A 14810-nucleotide genomic window follows, 5' to 3' on the forward strand; every position below is an offset into this window, starting at 1 on the left:
CGACTTCACGCGCACGCGTGCGTGGCATTTAAGAACCGGGGCAGATTATCTTGAAGTACGATTTTATGTCCCAGGATAGTGAGTACGGTGCAGACCAGATTCAGGTGCTCGAGGGGTTGCAGGCCGTCCGAAAACGGCCAGCGATGTATATCGGCTCGACAGACGCCAGGGGGCTCCATCACCTGGTGTATGAGGTTGTCGACAACTCTATTGACGAGGCCCTCGCGGGCTACTGTGACGAGATTACGGTCACCATTCACGAGGACAACTCTGTCTCTGTGAGCGACGACGGGCGTGGGATTCCCGTCAACACCAACGAGGAACACGACCGGCCGGCGGTCGAGGTTATCATGACCGTCCTCCACGCCGGCGGCAAATTCGATAACAAGTCATACCAGGTTTCAGGCGGCCTTCACGGGGTCGGCGTTTCTGTTGTCAACGCCCTGTCGGTCTCGCTCGACGTCGAAGTCAAACGAAACGGCGCACTCTGGCGGGAATCCTTTACCAAGGGTGCGCCGGACCACGAACTTGAGCGGGTCCGTGACCTGCGTCCCGACGAGGACACTGGGACGACGATTCGCTTCTGGCCCGACAGCGATATCTTCGAAACGGCTGATTTCTCGTTTTCGACGCTCGAATCCCGGCTCCGCGAACTCGCTTTCCTCAACAGCGGGGTCGAAATCGGTCTCGCAGACGAACGCGACGGCGAGGAGACCACCTTCGTCTACGAGGGCGGTATCAAGGAGTTTGTCGAGTTCCTCGACGAGACAAAGACCGTCATCCACGACGAGGTCATCTACTTTGAGGCTGATGGCGACATCGGCGACGGCAGCGAGGGAACGGTCCACGTGGAGGTGGCGATGCAGGCCACCGACGAACTCCAGGGCTCGCTGCACGCGTTCGCAAATAACATCAACACACGCGAGGGCGGCACCCACATGACCGGGTTCAAGACCGCCCTCACCCGAGTGGTCAACGACTACGCGAGCGACAACGGCCTGCTCAGGGACCTCGACGAGAACCTCAAGGGAGATGACATCCGCGAGGGGCTGACGGCAGTGCTCTCGGTGAAACACCCGGACCCGCAGTTCGAGGGCCAGACAAAGACGAAACTCGGCAACAGCGAGGTCAGAGGCATCGTCGAGTCCGCGATGCACGAGCATCTGGGAACGTTCTTCGAGGAGAATCCAGACACTGCAGAGACAATCGTCTCGAAGGCTGTCGAGGCGGCCAAGGCCCGCAAGGCCGCCCAGAAAGCAGAGGAGTTGACCCGCCGAAAGAGCGCACTCGACTCGACAGCACTACCCGGCAAGCTTGCTGACTGCCAGACCCGGGACCCGACCAAGGCAGAGCTGTTCATCGCGGAGGGTGACTCCGCTGGCGGCAGCGCCAAACAGGCCCGCAACCCCGAGTTCCAGGCGGTGTTGCCGATTCGCGGGAAGGTGTTGAACGTCGAGAAACACCGACTCGACCGGATTCTCGAAAACGACCAGATTCGGAACATCATCACGGCTATCGGCGCGGGCATCGGTGACGAGTTCGCGCTCGACGACGTGCGCTACGAGAAAATTATCATGGCGACCGACGCCGACGTCGACGGCGCACACATCCGGACGCTGCTGTTGACGTTTTTCTACCGGCACATGCGCCCGCTGTTAGAGCAGGGGTACGTCTACGCGACCCAGCCCCCGCTGTATCGCATCCGCTACCGCGGCGAAACCTACGACGCGATGACCGACGAAGAACGCGACAAGATTGTTGCCGAGAAATGTGACGGCAGTGCGAGCCAGGTCCAGCGGTTCAAGGGGCTGGGCGAGATGAATCCCCAACAGCTCTGGGACACGACGATGAACCCCGAGAACCGGATTCTGAAACGCATCACCGTTGACGACGCCGCCGCGGCCGACCGGATGTTCTCGGTGTTGATGGGCGATGCCGTCGAGCCGCGCAAGGAATTTATCAAAGAACACGCTCCCGAGGCCGAATGGGTCGACATCTGAGGTGACAACGATGAGTTCAGACACCCCTGACGACGTGGAAGTACCGGCAGCGAACGTCGAGCACGTTCGCATCGAAGACGAGATGGAACAGAGCTACATCGACTACGCGATGAGCGTCATCGCGGGTCGTGCGCTCCCTGATGTCCGCGACGGCCTCAAGCCAGTCCACCGACGCGTCCTCTATGCCATGCATGAGATGGGCGTCTCCTCGGGCTCGGGCCACCGCAAGTGTTCCTCTATCGTGGGCGAGACGATGGGTGACTACCACCCACACGGCGACAAGGCTATTTACGACACGCTCGTGCGGATGGCACAGGATTTCTCGCTGCGCTACCCGCTGGTCGACGGCCAGGGCAACTTCGGCTCGATGGACGGCGACCCGCCCGCCGCGATGCGGTACACCGAGGCCCGGATGGCTCCGGTCGCCGAGGAACTGCTCGAAGACCTGGAGAAAGACACAGTCGACTTCCAGTCGAACTACGACGACCGCCTCCAGGAGCCGGCAGTGTTGCCGGCGAAACTGCCGAACCTGCTTCTCAACGGCTCCTCTGGCATCGCCGTCGGGATGTCGACGAATATCCCGCCACACAACCTCAACGAGGTCGTCGATGCAACCGTTCACCTCATCGATAACCCCGACTGCGAGGTTGAGGACCTGATGGAACATATCAAGGGGCCGGATTTCCCGACCGGCGGCAACATTGTCGGCAAAGACGCGGTCTACTCGGCGTACGCGACCGGTCGCGGCCGGCTCCGGATGCGCGCAGAGTACGAGGTCCAGCGTAACGAGACCGGCAGTGACCGCATTGTCATCACCGAACTCCCGTACCAGGAGAACAAGGCCCGGATGGTCGAGCGCATCGCCGACGACGTCAACGAGGGCGTCATCGAGGGCGTCTCCGACCTGCGTGACGAGTCAGACCGCGACGGCGTTCGCGTCGTCGTCGACCTCAAGCGCGGGGCGAACGTCGACGTCGTCGAGAACCAACTGCTCGACCACCACCTCGAATCCACCTTCGGCGTCATCAACCTCGCGCTGGTCGACGGCCAGCCACAGGTGTTGACGCTCAAAGAGACCCTGAAACACTACCTCGACCACCGCAAGGAGGTCGTCCGTCGGCGCGCCAGACACGACCTCGAGGAGGCCGAGGACCGCGCACACATCCTCGAAGGCCGTCTCGAAGCCGTCGACACCGCCGAGGCAATCGTCAACCTCGTCACCGAGTCCGCCGACCGCGACCAGGCACAGGCAGTCCTCGAAGGCGAACTCGACCCGCAGGATATCGACGATGTCGACCTGGAGTACCCCGATGTGCAGCCGGACCTCGACTTTTCCCAAGAGCAGGCCGAACACATTCTCCGAATGCAGATTGGGTCGCTGACCTCGATGGAGGCCGGCGAAATCGAGGCCGAGTACGAGGAGTTACAGGCCGAAATCGAGTACCTCGAAAGCGTCCTCGCGAGCGAAGAGAAACTGCTCTCGGTCATCAAAGACGAACTCCGCGAGGTCGCCGAGGAGTACGGCGACGAGCGAAAGACCTCGATTCTCGAAGACGAGGGCCAGGTCACACACGAGGACCTCATCCCCGAGGAGGACTCGCTGGTCGTCATCACCGAACAAGACTACATCAAGCGCATGCCCGTCGACGCCTTCGACCCGCAGGGACGGGGCGGCAAGGGCATCATCGGCGCAGACCCCAAGGAGGGCGACCGCGTCTCGAAGGTGTTCCGGGCGAACACCCACGACTACCTCTGTTGTTTCACCAATCAGGGACAGGTCTACCGACTCAAGACCTACGAGATTCCCGAGATGTCCCGCACGGCCCGCGGGAAATCTGCCGTCAACCTCATCGACCTCGACGACGGCGAGGAGCTGACAGCGGTTGTGAGCACCGACGAGTTCGGCGAGGACGAGTGCATCACGATGGTCACCAGGGACGGCTACGTCAAACGGACCTGTGTGACGGAGTTCGAGAATATCCTCTCGACGGGCATCATCGCCGCCTCGCTGGAGGATGGTGACGAACTGATTGACGTGGAGGTAACCGACGGCACGGGCGACCTTGTCGTCGCCACAGAGGGCGGAATGACCATCCGCTTCGCCGAAGACGAAGTCAGGCAGATGGGCCGCAACGCCCGCGGCGTCCGCGGAATCGACCTGCAGGACGGCGACCGCGTCGCAGGGATGGTCGCGACCGACGACACAGACGAGCGCGCGCTGTTGACAGTCACGCACAACGGCTACGGCAAGCGGACACTCCTCTCTGAGTACCGGCGTCAGTCCCGCTACGGGAAAGGACTGGTCGATATCAAGACCGACGAGCGAAACGGAGGGGTCGCGACTGTCAAGGCCGTCGAGGCCAACGACGACATCGTCGCGATGACCGACCGGGGCCAGATTATGCGCTGTCCCGTCGACGAAATCTCGACACAGGGCCGGAATACGATGGGCGTCACTGTGATGCGGACCGAAGACGGCGACCAGGTGTCGACGGTCACCGTCATCCCCGGCGAAGAGTGAGACGCTGAGGTGACTCGGCGTCGCCGTACGGCTAGGAATCGCGCCACGTGTGGCCGCACTCGACACAGGTGAACAGCCGAACCTCGTACGAGCCGCCCGGCTTTGGCATCATCTCTGAGGAGGCTCGGTTGCTGTTACAGTCCGGTGCTGGACAGGACACTTCCATCGTCTCGGTGGCAGCTTGTGTCGCGTCGGCAACATCGGGTGCCCCACTATCCTGCTGTTCGTCCTGAACCGCCATCGCCGACTCCGCTTGCGAGTCACGTGGCTCCTCGTTCTCACAGGAGCGACAGACCCACGTGTCGTCCTCTGTGTGCATCATCGAACCGCATTCGTCACAGAATTTCATGATACGTCGAAATACACGGGTATCTGGAATATATATTAACGTTCGATCAGGGACGGTGTTCAGATAAGCATCAGACAAACAGCCTGTTTCGGCCGACCAATACGGCAAATCCTGGCGGACTGAAAGGGCGAGATGCTCTCGGCGAACCCCGACGACGTAAGCACTGCAGAGCCTGAAGGGCTCGAAGCGCGCAACGAGGCGCGGGAGTCGAGAGCGTCGAGGGCTTTCTCCGTCTCAATCACTGCTGTAAATCCTTATCTGAACACTACCCGATCAGGTGCCCGTGTTACCAATACAAAACGAACCTCTCTGGAAGGGGAGAGCGGATTGGGACGGCACGAAGTCGTTCAGACACGGGTGGGATGCGGCGGTGACGTGTGGGCTGAAGATACCGACACCCGAGGGGCGTTCGCCGTCGACGAGTCAGGTGAGCACCGGGGGGCGCGAGTCAGACTCCCGCACATACCAGTGCCAGCCGATTGTGCCCGTAATAATGGTAACAAACGCAACACCAACCCAGAGAGCTGGGTACCCATCGACAACGACAAGATAGACTCCAGTGAGGGCTTCGACGACGACCCAGAATAGCAGATTCAACAGAGAATAGCGCTGTCTCTGTGCCTGCAGTTCCGCCCCGGTCACGTACCGAACCCCGACCAGACTAGCGGTCAGGACGGCCCACGTGAGCACCGGCAGACCGAAAACTGTCAAGACCGAGGCGTCCAGCCACGCGGTACCGTCGACGAGCGTCGCCCAGCCGACCAGCCCGAACCCAATCCACAGGATGCTCCGCCAGAGTTCCTCGCGAACGATTCGCTCAAGTCGGGTGTTCATACTCTACATTCAGTCTTTACGTTTGAAACCCTGCCTGACTGTTTCAGGGCGGACAACGCGGGACAAACGTTATTACTGGCGTTCCCAGGCAAGTCGGACTGACACGCTCACCTGTGGCTCGGGACGACAGGACAAACGCTATACTCTCCCGAACGGTTGCATCGGGTGTGGACCCCACGCTAACCGACCGCTTGCGAGTGCTGTGGGAGAGCCGACCCGGACGACTTGTCGCTGTGACCGGTGCGTTCGCGCTGGCGCTTACGGTGAGTAGCGGACTCTCACATCTCATCGAGCGTGTCGTCGGCGTCGGCGACTCCAGTACGGTCTCGGGACTTCTCGCTGGCGTGGTCGCGCTCCAGGTGGTCGGGTTCGGAAGCGTGATGACCGCTGCCGTCTGGCGACGCGAGGAGTCGTGGCGGTCTGTCCTGCGTGTGGGTGACGTGACCGCGTGGACGGTCTTCTACGGGACGGCGACCGGCCTCGCGATGATGGTAGTCGCGGCGCTCGCGACGGGGCTGTTCGCACTGCTCGGCATCGAAGCTGCCGAGTCGACCGCCGGGGCCGCCGAGGACCCGCTGTTCTATCTCGTCCTCTTTCTTGTCTCGACGGTCGTGGTCGTCCCGTTGGAGGAGGCTTTCTTCCGTGGCTTCGTCCAGGGATTTCTCGACGAGCAGCTCCACACCGGCGTCGCGGTCGTCGTCGCGAGTCTCTGTTTCGTCGTCGTCCACGCGAACGTCTCGGTCGGTTCCGGAGGTGAACCGGTCGCAGTTGGTCTGTTTTTCTCGCTTGGCGTGGTGCTCGGCGTCGGATACGCGCTGACAGAGAATCTCGTCGTTCCAGTCGTCGGCCACGCCCTCTTCAACGGCGCACAGATTCTCGTCCAGACACTGGACGTACTAGTATGACCGGCCTGACAGCCACCGACAGCACCGAACGCGTCGGCGTGGGCTGGCCGTCATCGTTGAACGCCGGGACTGTCCTCCGAAGCCACCTTCACTAGCCACGCTTGCGACAATCAAAACAGATTTGACTCCGAGACGCGCTAGTACTCACAGCTAATGGCTTCCCACACCTGCCCAGTCTGCTCGGAGCAACTCGCTTCGAACGGCAGTTTGCGAGACCACGCCTGGGAGACTCACAGCGCCTGTCACTACTGTGGCGAGCAGTTTACCGGCGACGCCGAGAAATCCGCGCTGTACACACACTGGCTCACGGCACATCCTGCCGAGTTACAGAAGGTGGACCGCAAGCGAGCCGAATCTAACGTCGATCAAATTTCGTTTTCCGACCGACTTTCGAGCGAGGGTCTCGGTGCCGCGGTGTCCGGAGTCCCCCGCCGGTACGTGCTCGTCGGCGGCGGCGCAGCGATGGCGGCAGGCCTCGCTGGCTTCGGCACAGTGGTGACTTCCCAATCGAGCGGCGTCAATCAAGAGCCGGCAAACACCGTCGACGACTACGAGTTCGCACGCATCGGGTCCGAGGACGCCACGGCGACGGTTACCTACTTTGGGAGCTACAAATGTCCAGCCTGTGCAATGTTCGAGACCGGGCAGTTCCGGACGCTGCTACAGGAGTACGTCGAGCCCGGAGACCTCGCTATTGTCTACCGGAACATCTCGTATTTCGGTGACGAACCGTTTCTCGGTTCGGATGCTCCCAAGGCTGGTCACGCGGGGTTAGCAGTCTACAACAACGAGCCAGAGTCGTACCTCGACTATCACAGCTACGTCTTCGAGAACCAGCCACCCGAAGGTCAGCGGTGGGCAACCGCCGAGCGACTGACCGAGTTCGCTCGCCAGGCTGGCGTCTCCAATCCCGATATCGTCCGGACGGCCGTCGAGGAGAACCGATATCGGAACGCGCTCCAGGAGACAGCATCCGATGCCAAGGATGCAGGCATCAACTCGACGCCGTCACTTCTCGTCGATGGGACCACATTCAACCCACTCGGCGACGCGGAACAGACGAGACAGCGACTCGAAGCGGCAATCAACGGCTAAGTCGACGATGTCTCGGACGCTCGATACGTCACAGCGCTGGCTCGCCGGCGGCACGCTCGTCGCCATCGTCGCAACGACCGGCAGTCTCTGGTTCAGTCTCGGCCTCGGATTAATTCCGTGTGAGCTGTGCTGGTATCAGCGCATCCTGATGTACCCACTGGTGGTTGTCTTGGGCGTCGCAACAGTCGACGGGCGGGCACGCGTCTGGCGGTCCGCGCTCCTACTGGCAGTACCAGGTGCGGGTATCGCCGCGTACCACTCCGTCCTCCAGGTGACGACGAACTCCTGTTCGTTCACCGGGGCCTGTGCAACCGTCCAGTGGCAAGCCCCTGTTCTCGGACTATCGATACCGAACCTGTCGCTGCTCGGGTTTCTGTTCGTCCTCATTGCTGTCTTCGGCGCAGTCGAAACTGCAGAGTAAACAGACCGAAGCGGGCAACAGCGAGCGTGGCTACAGCAGTTCTTCGACGCTGTCGGCGACCTCTTCGGGCGTGTCACCGACAGGGACGCCCGCGTCTTCGAGCGCGGAGATTTTGCTCTCTGCGGTGCCCGTCCCGGAGCCAGAGACGATTGCGCCGGCGTGACCCATGCGCTTGCCTGGCGGTGCGGTCCGACCGGCGATGAAGCCGGCGACAGGGGTGTCCATCTGCTCGCCGATGTAGGCAGCGGCCTCTTCCTCGTCCTCACCGCCAATCTCACCGCACATGACGACAGCGTCGGTGTCGTCGTCCGCTTCGAACAGCGAGAGCGCCTCGATGAAGTCGGTCCCGATGATGGGGTCGCCGCCGATACCGACGGCCGTCGACTGGCCCAGCCCGCGGTTCGTGAGGTTGTCGACAATCTGGTAGGTAAGCGTGCCAGAGCGAGAGATAAGACCAACGTTGCCGGAGCTGAAGATGTTGCCTGGCAGGATGCCGAGTTTCGCCTCGCCCGGCGTGATGATACCCGGACAGTTCGGTCCGATAAGGTGGGTATCAGTCTCCTGGAGGCGGCGGTAGACGCGGCTCATGTCCTGGGTCGGGATACCTTCGGTGATGGCGACAACCAGGTCGAGAGGTGCATCGAGCGACTCGAACAGCGCGTCACCGGCAAACGCCGGCGGCACGAAGACAACCGATGCGTCGGCGTCTTCCTCGCGGGCGGCCTGCGTGACGGTATCGTAGACAGGGACGCCAGCGACCTCTTTGCCCCCCTTGCCGGGGACCGCGCCAGCGACGACGTTCGTCCCGTACTCGAGCATCTGTTCGGTGTGGAACTTGCCCTCGCCGCCGGTGATACCCTGTACGACGACACGCGTGTCGTCGTCGACGAGGACACTCATGCTTCCACCTCCTCGGCCGCGTCGACAGCAGCCTGGACGGCGTCTTCGAGCGTCGATTCCACCTGTACGAGGTCAGTGTTGAGAATCTCCATGCCTTCCTCGGCGTTGGTGCCCGCGAGCCGGACGATGACCGGAACCGGAATCTCGTCGAACTCGTCGAGCGCTTCGTTGATACCGTTCGCTACCTCGTCACCGCGGGTGATGCCGCCGAAGATGTTGAAGACGACCGAATCGACATCTTCGTCGGAGAAGACCAGGTCTAGCGCGTTCGCCACCCGCTCGGCTTTGGCTCCGCCCCCGATGTCGAGGAAGTTGGCAGGCGAGCCGCCGTAGTAATCGACGAGGTCGAGCGTCCCCATCACGAGACCGGCACCGTTGCCGATGATGCCGACGTTACCGTCGAGTTGGACGTAGTTTGACCCCTCGAAGCCGTACTCCTGGGCCTTGGCTTCAAGTGCGTTGTCTGCGGCTTTGTCTTCTATCTCGGCGAGGTCCTGCTGGCGGAACAGGGCGTCGCCGTCGACGTTGAAAACGGCGTCGGCGGCGATGACCTCCTCGTCTTCGGTGACCATCAGCGGGTTGATTTCGATGTCCGAGCCGTCGCGCTCGTCCCACAGTTCGTACAGCGTCATGAGAATCGAGGCGACGTCACCGGCAATCGAGCCGTCGATGCCGGCGTCGTAGACGACCTTGCGCGCCTGGAAGGGGTGCATCCCGAACGCAGGGTCGATGTGTTCGCGCGCGATGGCCTCGGGGTCCTCTTCGGCGACCTCCTCGATGTTGACGCCGCCGCGTTCGGACACCATCGCCACCGGACGACCCTCGCCGCGGTCCATCGTGACCCCGACGTAGAGTTCGTTGGTGAAGTCGACGGCCTCCTCGACCAGGACCGTCTCGACGTCGTATCCCTTGAGGTCCATCCCGATGATGTCCTCGGCTGCCTCGCGGGCCTCCTCGGCGTTTTCGACCAGCTTGATACCGCCGGCCTTGCCGCGGCCGCCGACGTGTACCTGTGCCTTGATGGCGACAGGGTAGCCGATTTCCTCGGCAGCGTCGACCGCCTCGTCGACGGTCCGTGCCAGCTCCGATGCCGGCGTCGGGATGCCGGCCTCCGCGAAGACGTCTTTCGCCTGATATTCGTGTAGTCTCATGTAGCTCACGACGTATTTTCACCGTCGGCCTGTTAGGAGTATCGAAACAACCCCGGCGGCCGACCTGGTTCGGTACGTTTAAGCGGCCGTCGACACCCGGTAGAGGTATGAGCGACACCGGGAACCGACCGCTTGACGTGCTGGAGGCATCTGTTGGGGACGACGTGACTGTCCATCTCAAGGATGGTGAGGTGTTTCGTGGCGTCCTCACAGGCTACGACCAGCACATGAATCTGGTGGTCGAAGCGGACCAAGACACAACGATTATACGCGGCGATAACGTCGTTTCGATACAACCATGACGAAAGGAACGTCCACGCAGGGTGAGCGAAACCAGAAGGTTCACGTTACGTGTCGGCGCTGCGGTGAAGCGTCGTATCATGTCACAAAGAAGGTGTGTTCGTCCTGCGGCTTCGGCAAATCATCGAAACGCCGAGACTATGCCTGGCAAAGCAAAGCTGGCGAATAAGCCCCGAGAGAAGTGCGGGGTCGTCGGGATGTCGCTGAGCGACCGCGACGCAGCGCGGCCACTCTACTACTCGCTGTACGCCCTCCAGCACCGCGGCCAGGAGTCTGCGGGTATCGTCACCCACGACGGCTTTCAACAGCACGAACACGTCGAGATGGGGCTGGTCGGTGATGCCTTCGACGAGGACGACATCGAGCAGCTCCCGGGCCCACAGGGTATCGGTCACGTCCGGTATCCGACCGCGGGCGGCGTCAACGAGTGTTGTGCACAGCCGTTCTCGGTGTCCTTCCAGAGTGGCTCGCTTGGCCTTGCCCACAACGGCAACCTCGTCAACGCCGACGAGGTCCGCACCCAACTCGAAGCACAGGGCCACGCCTTCACGTCGAACGGCGACACCGAGGTCATCGCCCACGACCTCGCGCGCAATCTGCTCGACGACGGCCTCGTCAGTGCCGTTCGCGAGACCGTCGAGCGGATTCACGGCTCGTACTCGCTGACGATTACCTACGGTGGGAAGGTGCTCGGACTCCGTGACCCCCAGGGTAATCGACCGCTTGTGCTCGGCGAGGTAGAGGATGGCTACATCCTCGCCTCCGAATCGTCGGCAATCGACACGCTCGGCGGCGAACGGATTCGGGACGTCGACCCCGGCGAGCTCGTTATTCTCGAATCGGACGGCAGCGGCTACGAGAGCTATCACGTGGCCGACGCCCCCCAGACGGCACACTGCTTTTTCGAACACGTCTACTTCGCCAGGCCGGACTCGGTTCTCGACGACCGGCTGGTCTACGAGGTACGGCGCGAACTCGGCAGACAGCTCTGGGAAGATTCCGGCATCGAGACCGACGTGGTGATGCCGGTCCCCGACTCTGGACGGGCCTTCGCCACCGGCTACGCCGAGGCAGCCGGCGAGGATGGCGCGAAAACCGAGTTCGCCGAAGGGTTGATGAAAAACCGGTACGTCGGCCGCACGTTCATCATGCCCACCCAGGGCGAACGCGAGCAGGCGGTCCGACTGAAGCTCAACCCCATCAAATCGACTATCGAGGGCAAGACCGTCACGCTCATCGACGACTCAATCGTCCGTGGCACCACCTCGACACAGCTCATCGAGTTGCTTTACGAGGCCGGTGCCGAGGAGGTCCACGTCCGTATCGGCTCCCCGCCCATTATCGCTCCCTGTTACATGGGTATCGATATGAAAACACGTGAAGAACTCATTGCGGCCGACCGGTCGGTCGAGGAGATTCGAGACAAAATTGGGGCCGACTCGCTGCAGTACATTTCGATTGACGCCATCACCGAGGCGATTGGACGGTCAGAGACAGACCTCTGTCTCGGCTGTGTGACCGGCGAGTACCCCTACGATATCGAGGGCGAAGAGCGTGACCGCGAGATTTCGCGCCCCGACTTCGCCGAGGGAACCGCAGACTGACCTGCTTTCGGCGTGAAACCCGGATCTTTGTGTTTCTCCATCGTGAAGAGCCAGTGATGACACTGGTGGTGTTTGACTTCGACGGAACGCTTTCCGACTCAGAGATGACGGTCCTGCTCGGCGAGCAGTGCGGGGCTGCCGACCGGATGGACGAGATAACCACGGCAGCGATGAACGACGAAATCGACTACGCTGAGAGTCTGCGGCGGCGGTGTGATCTCCTGGCAGAGCTGCCCGAGACACGCGCGAGGACGGCTTTCGAGCAGGTCCAACTCAGACCGGGGACGAGCGACCTGTTGGGGGACCTCGATTCGGCAGGAGTGGAGACAGCAATTCTCACCGGCGGCTTCGAGCGCGGCGTCAGGGCCGCACTCACGGCCGCAGACGCGTCGGTTGACACCGTTGTGGCAAACCGTCTGCCTGTTGCTGACGGCGAACTCGCCGGCGAGGTTGAGGGACCGCTCATCGAAGGGACCAAAGACGACGCCCTCGACGTGCTCTGTTCGGCGCTCGGTGTCGACCGTACGGACACGGTCGCGGTCGGCGACGGGGCAAATGATCTGCCGATGCTCGAAGCGGCAGGGCTCGCGGTCGGCTTCTCTCCCAAGCCGGCCGTCGAGCCGGCGTGTGATATCGTCGTCGACTCGATGGACAAGCTCGGCGAGGTCCTCAGGAACGAAGGGGTCCTTTGAAACGCCTCGGGTTCGTCGGTCTGGACAATGAGAGAGACGGACGGAAACCAGACCGTCGACCGTAAGGACGACCACATCCGCATCGTTGAGGAAGAGGATGTCGAGACCGGTGGGACTGGCTTCCAGGACATCCGCCTGATTCACGAGGCCCTCCCCGAAATTGACTACGACGATATCGAGACGAGCGTCGAGTTTCTCGGCGAGGAGCTTTCAGCCCCTATTGTTATCGAGAGTATGACCGGCGGCCACCCGAATACGACGGCTCTCAACCGGGCGCTGGCGGCTGCGGCCGAGCAGACGGGCATCGCTATGGGCGTCGGCAGCCAACGCGCCGCGCTTGATGATCCCGATGACGGGGTCGCTGAATCCTACACCGTCACCCGTGAGGTAGCGCCGAACGCATTCCTCTATGGCAACATCGGCGCGGCACAGCTCACGGAGTACGGCGTCGACGGCGTCGAGCGCGCCGTCGAGATGATCGACGCCGACGCGATGGCGATTCACCTCAACTTCCTCCAGGAGGCTGCCCAGCCTGAGGGTGACGTCGATGCCCGGAACTGTCTCGCTGCCATCGAGACCGTCGCCGACGAGCTCTCGGTGCCGGTCATCGTCAAGGAAACTGGAAACGGCATCTCCCGAGAGACAGCAACGCGACTCGCCGACGCCGGTGTCGACTGCCTCGACGTGGCGGGCAAGGGCGGTACCACCTGGTCCGGTGTCGAGGCCCATCGTGCCGCTGCCGCGAACGACCGCCGCCACGAGAAAGTGGGGACCCGATTCCGCAACTGGGGGCTCCCGACGGCTGTGAGCACGCTCGAAGCAAGTGGGTGCCACGACTGCGTGGTCGCGAGCGGCGGCGTCCGCTCTGGGCTCGACATCGCCAAGGCCGTCGCGCTTGGGGCACGTGCGGGCGGACTCGCAAAACCGTTCCTCGGTCCCGCCGGCCAGGGTACCGAGGCCGTGGTCGAACTCGTCGAAGACATCCTCGCCGAACTCAAGACGGGGATGTTCGTCACCGGCTCGGCGACGGTCGGCGACCTTCAGGACGCCGAGTATGTCGTCCTCGGGCGAACAGAGACGTTTCTCGACCAGCGGTAGTTACAGCGACGACTGACCGAGAAAAATACCGAAAAACGGAGCCGTCGCGGAGTTATGCTTCGGCCGCGTCGACTTCCTCAGCAAACACACCGTCAGACTCGCAAAGCTCGTCTGACGAGCGTTCGCGGACTACGCTGTCGCTTCGTCCGCGAACATCTCGTCGTACTCGCCGTCGTCGATTTTCTGCTTGAACTCGCGAGGGTTGTCACCTTCGATGGTGACGCCCAGCGAAGTGCAGGTGCCAACGACCTCCTTGGCGGCATTTTTCAGGTCGTAGGCGAGCAGGTCGGGATGTTTCTGCTCTGCAATCTGTTTGACCTGATCGACCGAGAGGTCGGCAACGAACTCCTCGTGGGGCTCGCCGCTACCGGTGTCGAAGCCGGCCTCGTCTTTGACGAGCTCGGCCGTCGGCGGCACACCGACCTCAATCTCGAAGGACCCGTCTTCCTCGTAGGAGATGGTGATGGGGACCTCGGTCCCGTCGAAGGCGGCGGTCTGGTCGTTGATTTCCTGGACGACAGCCTGCACGTCGACCGGGGTCGGACCGAGTTCGGGGCCAAGCGGCGGCCCAGGGTCGGCCTGACCTCCGGGGACGAGTGCCTCGATAGTGTCAGCCATATCCGATACTCTGTCGGCACAGGTTTAAGAATTCCTTTTCAACTGCGCGGGTGAGAGCTGCTCACACTACGCGACGGTGACTCCGTTACGGGCGAGGAAGTCGCTAACGCCTTTTATTTCGACGGGGCTGCCGATGATGCGGACGCTCCCTTTTTCACACCGGACTGTGACGGTAAACTCTGATTCGATCTCCCCTCGGAGGTCGGCGAGCGCGTCCCGTGGCAGTAAAATCTGCGTGCTATCCCGCAATCGGGCGGCCTCGCTCATTATATACTATTTCTGACGCTCGTCATATTAGTGTGTCGAAACGTCGCTCTCTCTG

At 62.1% G+C, this 14810-nt stretch carries 16 protein-coding genes; 10 read left to right on the forward strand and 6 right to left on the reverse strand.

What is annotated here, in order from left to right:
• The first annotated feature begins 65 nt into the window (after positions 1-65).
• Both gyrB and gyrA read left to right on the forward strand, forming a co-directional pair.
• On the forward strand, positions 66-2000 hold the full coding sequence (gene gyrB, locus OSC37_RS13620) for a DNA topoisomerase (ATP-hydrolyzing) subunit B (protein WP_267161980.1): 1935 nt from the start codon (positions 66-68) through the stop codon (positions 1998-2000).
• A gap of 10 nt (positions 2001-2010) precedes the next feature.
• Entirely contained in the window at positions 2011-4521 is a 2511-nt protein-coding gene (gyrA, locus tag OSC37_RS13625; RefSeq protein ID WP_267161981.1) for a DNA gyrase subunit A, read from the forward strand.
• A gap of 31 nt (positions 4522-4552) precedes the next feature.
• Here the strand turns inward: gyrA and OSC37_RS13630 are convergent, their stop codons facing one another.
• A complete protein-coding gene (locus OSC37_RS13630) occupies positions 4553-4870 on the reverse strand; it encodes an RPA12/RPB9/RPC11 RNA polymerase family protein (RefSeq protein ID WP_368409467.1) in 318 nt (105 codons plus the stop codon).
• A gap of 423 nt (positions 4871-5293) precedes the next feature.
• The gene (locus OSC37_RS13635) at positions 5294-5704 is read right to left on the reverse strand and encodes a hypothetical protein (RefSeq protein ID WP_267161983.1); all 411 of its coding nucleotides are present in this window, start codon (positions 5702-5704) and stop codon (positions 5294-5296) included.
• 167 nt (positions 5705-5871) lie between these two features.
• On the opposite strand from OSC37_RS13635, the gene OSC37_RS13640 reads away from it, so the two are divergent.
• The 3 genes from OSC37_RS13640 to OSC37_RS13650 all read left to right on the forward strand — a co-directional run bounded on the left by OSC37_RS13640 (position 5872) and on the right by OSC37_RS13650 (position 8125).
• Positions 5872-6609, forward strand: a complete 738-nt coding sequence (locus tag OSC37_RS13640) for a CPBP family intramembrane glutamic endopeptidase (protein WP_267161984.1) — start codon at positions 5872-5874, stop codon at positions 6607-6609.
• Positions 6610-6762: 153 nt separating this feature from the next.
• Positions 6763-7704, forward strand: a complete 942-nt coding sequence (locus tag OSC37_RS13645; protein ID WP_267161985.1) for a DsbA family protein — start codon at positions 6763-6765, stop codon at positions 7702-7704.
• 7 nt (positions 7705-7711) lie between these two features.
• Positions 7712-8125, forward strand: a complete 414-nt coding sequence (locus OSC37_RS13650) for a disulfide bond formation protein B (RefSeq protein WP_267161986.1) — start codon at positions 7712-7714, stop codon at positions 8123-8125.
• Positions 8126-8155: 30 nt separating this feature from the next.
• Here the strand turns inward: OSC37_RS13650 and sucD are convergent, their stop codons facing one another.
• Both sucD and sucC read right to left on the reverse strand, forming a co-directional pair.
• Positions 8156-9025, reverse strand: coding sequence for a succinate--CoA ligase subunit alpha (gene sucD / locus OSC37_RS13655; protein ID WP_267161987.1), 870 nt, complete (start codon positions 9023-9025; stop codon positions 8156-8158).
• Positions 9022-10176, reverse strand: a complete 1155-nt coding sequence (gene sucC, locus OSC37_RS13660; protein WP_267161988.1) for an ADP-forming succinate--CoA ligase subunit beta — start codon at positions 10174-10176, stop codon at positions 9022-9024. The genes sucD and sucC overlap by 4 nt, the downstream gene beginning before the upstream one ends.
• Before the next feature lie 107 nt (positions 10177-10283).
• Here sucC and OSC37_RS13665 point away from each other — a divergent pair, with 107 nt between their 5' ends.
• The 5 genes from OSC37_RS13665 to fni are packed head-to-tail and all read left to right on the forward strand — an operon-like array spanning position 10284 to position 13870.
• Positions 10284-10478: an LSM domain-containing protein gene (locus tag OSC37_RS13665; RefSeq protein ID WP_267161989.1), complete on the forward strand. Its 195-nt coding sequence runs from the start codon at positions 10284-10286 to the stop codon at positions 10476-10478.
• On the forward strand, positions 10475-10645 hold the full coding sequence (locus OSC37_RS13670; RefSeq protein ID WP_267161990.1) for a 50S ribosomal protein L37e: 171 nt from the start codon (positions 10475-10477) through the stop codon (positions 10643-10645). Before OSC37_RS13665 ends, OSC37_RS13670 begins: the two co-directional genes overlap by 4 nt.
• Positions 10617-12080, forward strand: coding sequence for an amidophosphoribosyltransferase (gene purF, locus OSC37_RS13675; RefSeq protein WP_267161991.1), 1464 nt, complete (start codon positions 10617-10619; stop codon positions 12078-12080). The genes OSC37_RS13670 and purF overlap by 29 nt, the downstream gene beginning before the upstream one ends.
• A 56-nt stretch (positions 12081-12136) precedes the next feature.
• On the forward strand, positions 12137-12772 hold the full coding sequence (gene serB / locus OSC37_RS13680) for a phosphoserine phosphatase SerB (protein WP_267161992.1): 636 nt from the start codon (positions 12137-12139) through the stop codon (positions 12770-12772).
• A 27-nt stretch (positions 12773-12799) separates the two neighbouring features.
• Entirely contained in the window at positions 12800-13870 is a 1071-nt protein-coding gene (gene fni / locus OSC37_RS13685; RefSeq protein ID WP_267161993.1) for a type 2 isopentenyl-diphosphate Delta-isomerase, read from the forward strand.
• Positions 13871-13999: 129 nt separating this feature from the next.
• Here fni and OSC37_RS13690 read toward each other — a convergent pair whose 3' ends face one another.
• Together OSC37_RS13690 and OSC37_RS13695 are read right to left on the reverse strand one after the other, a co-directional pair.
• The gene (locus tag OSC37_RS13690) at positions 14000-14488 is read right to left on the reverse strand and encodes a 50S ribosomal protein L11 (protein ID WP_267161994.1); all 489 of its coding nucleotides are present in this window, start codon (positions 14486-14488) and stop codon (positions 14000-14002) included.
• Positions 14489-14554: 66 nt separating this feature from the next.
• Positions 14555-14755, reverse strand: a complete 201-nt coding sequence (locus tag OSC37_RS13695; protein WP_267161995.1) for a VNG_1110C family protein — start codon at positions 14753-14755, stop codon at positions 14555-14557.
• Positions 14756-14810 lie beyond the last annotated feature (55 nt).

It is taken from the genome of Halovenus salina, from assembly GCF_026410925.1.
Taxonomy (GTDB): Archaea; Halobacteriota; Halobacteria; order Halobacteriales; family Haloarculaceae; genus Halovenus; species Halovenus salina.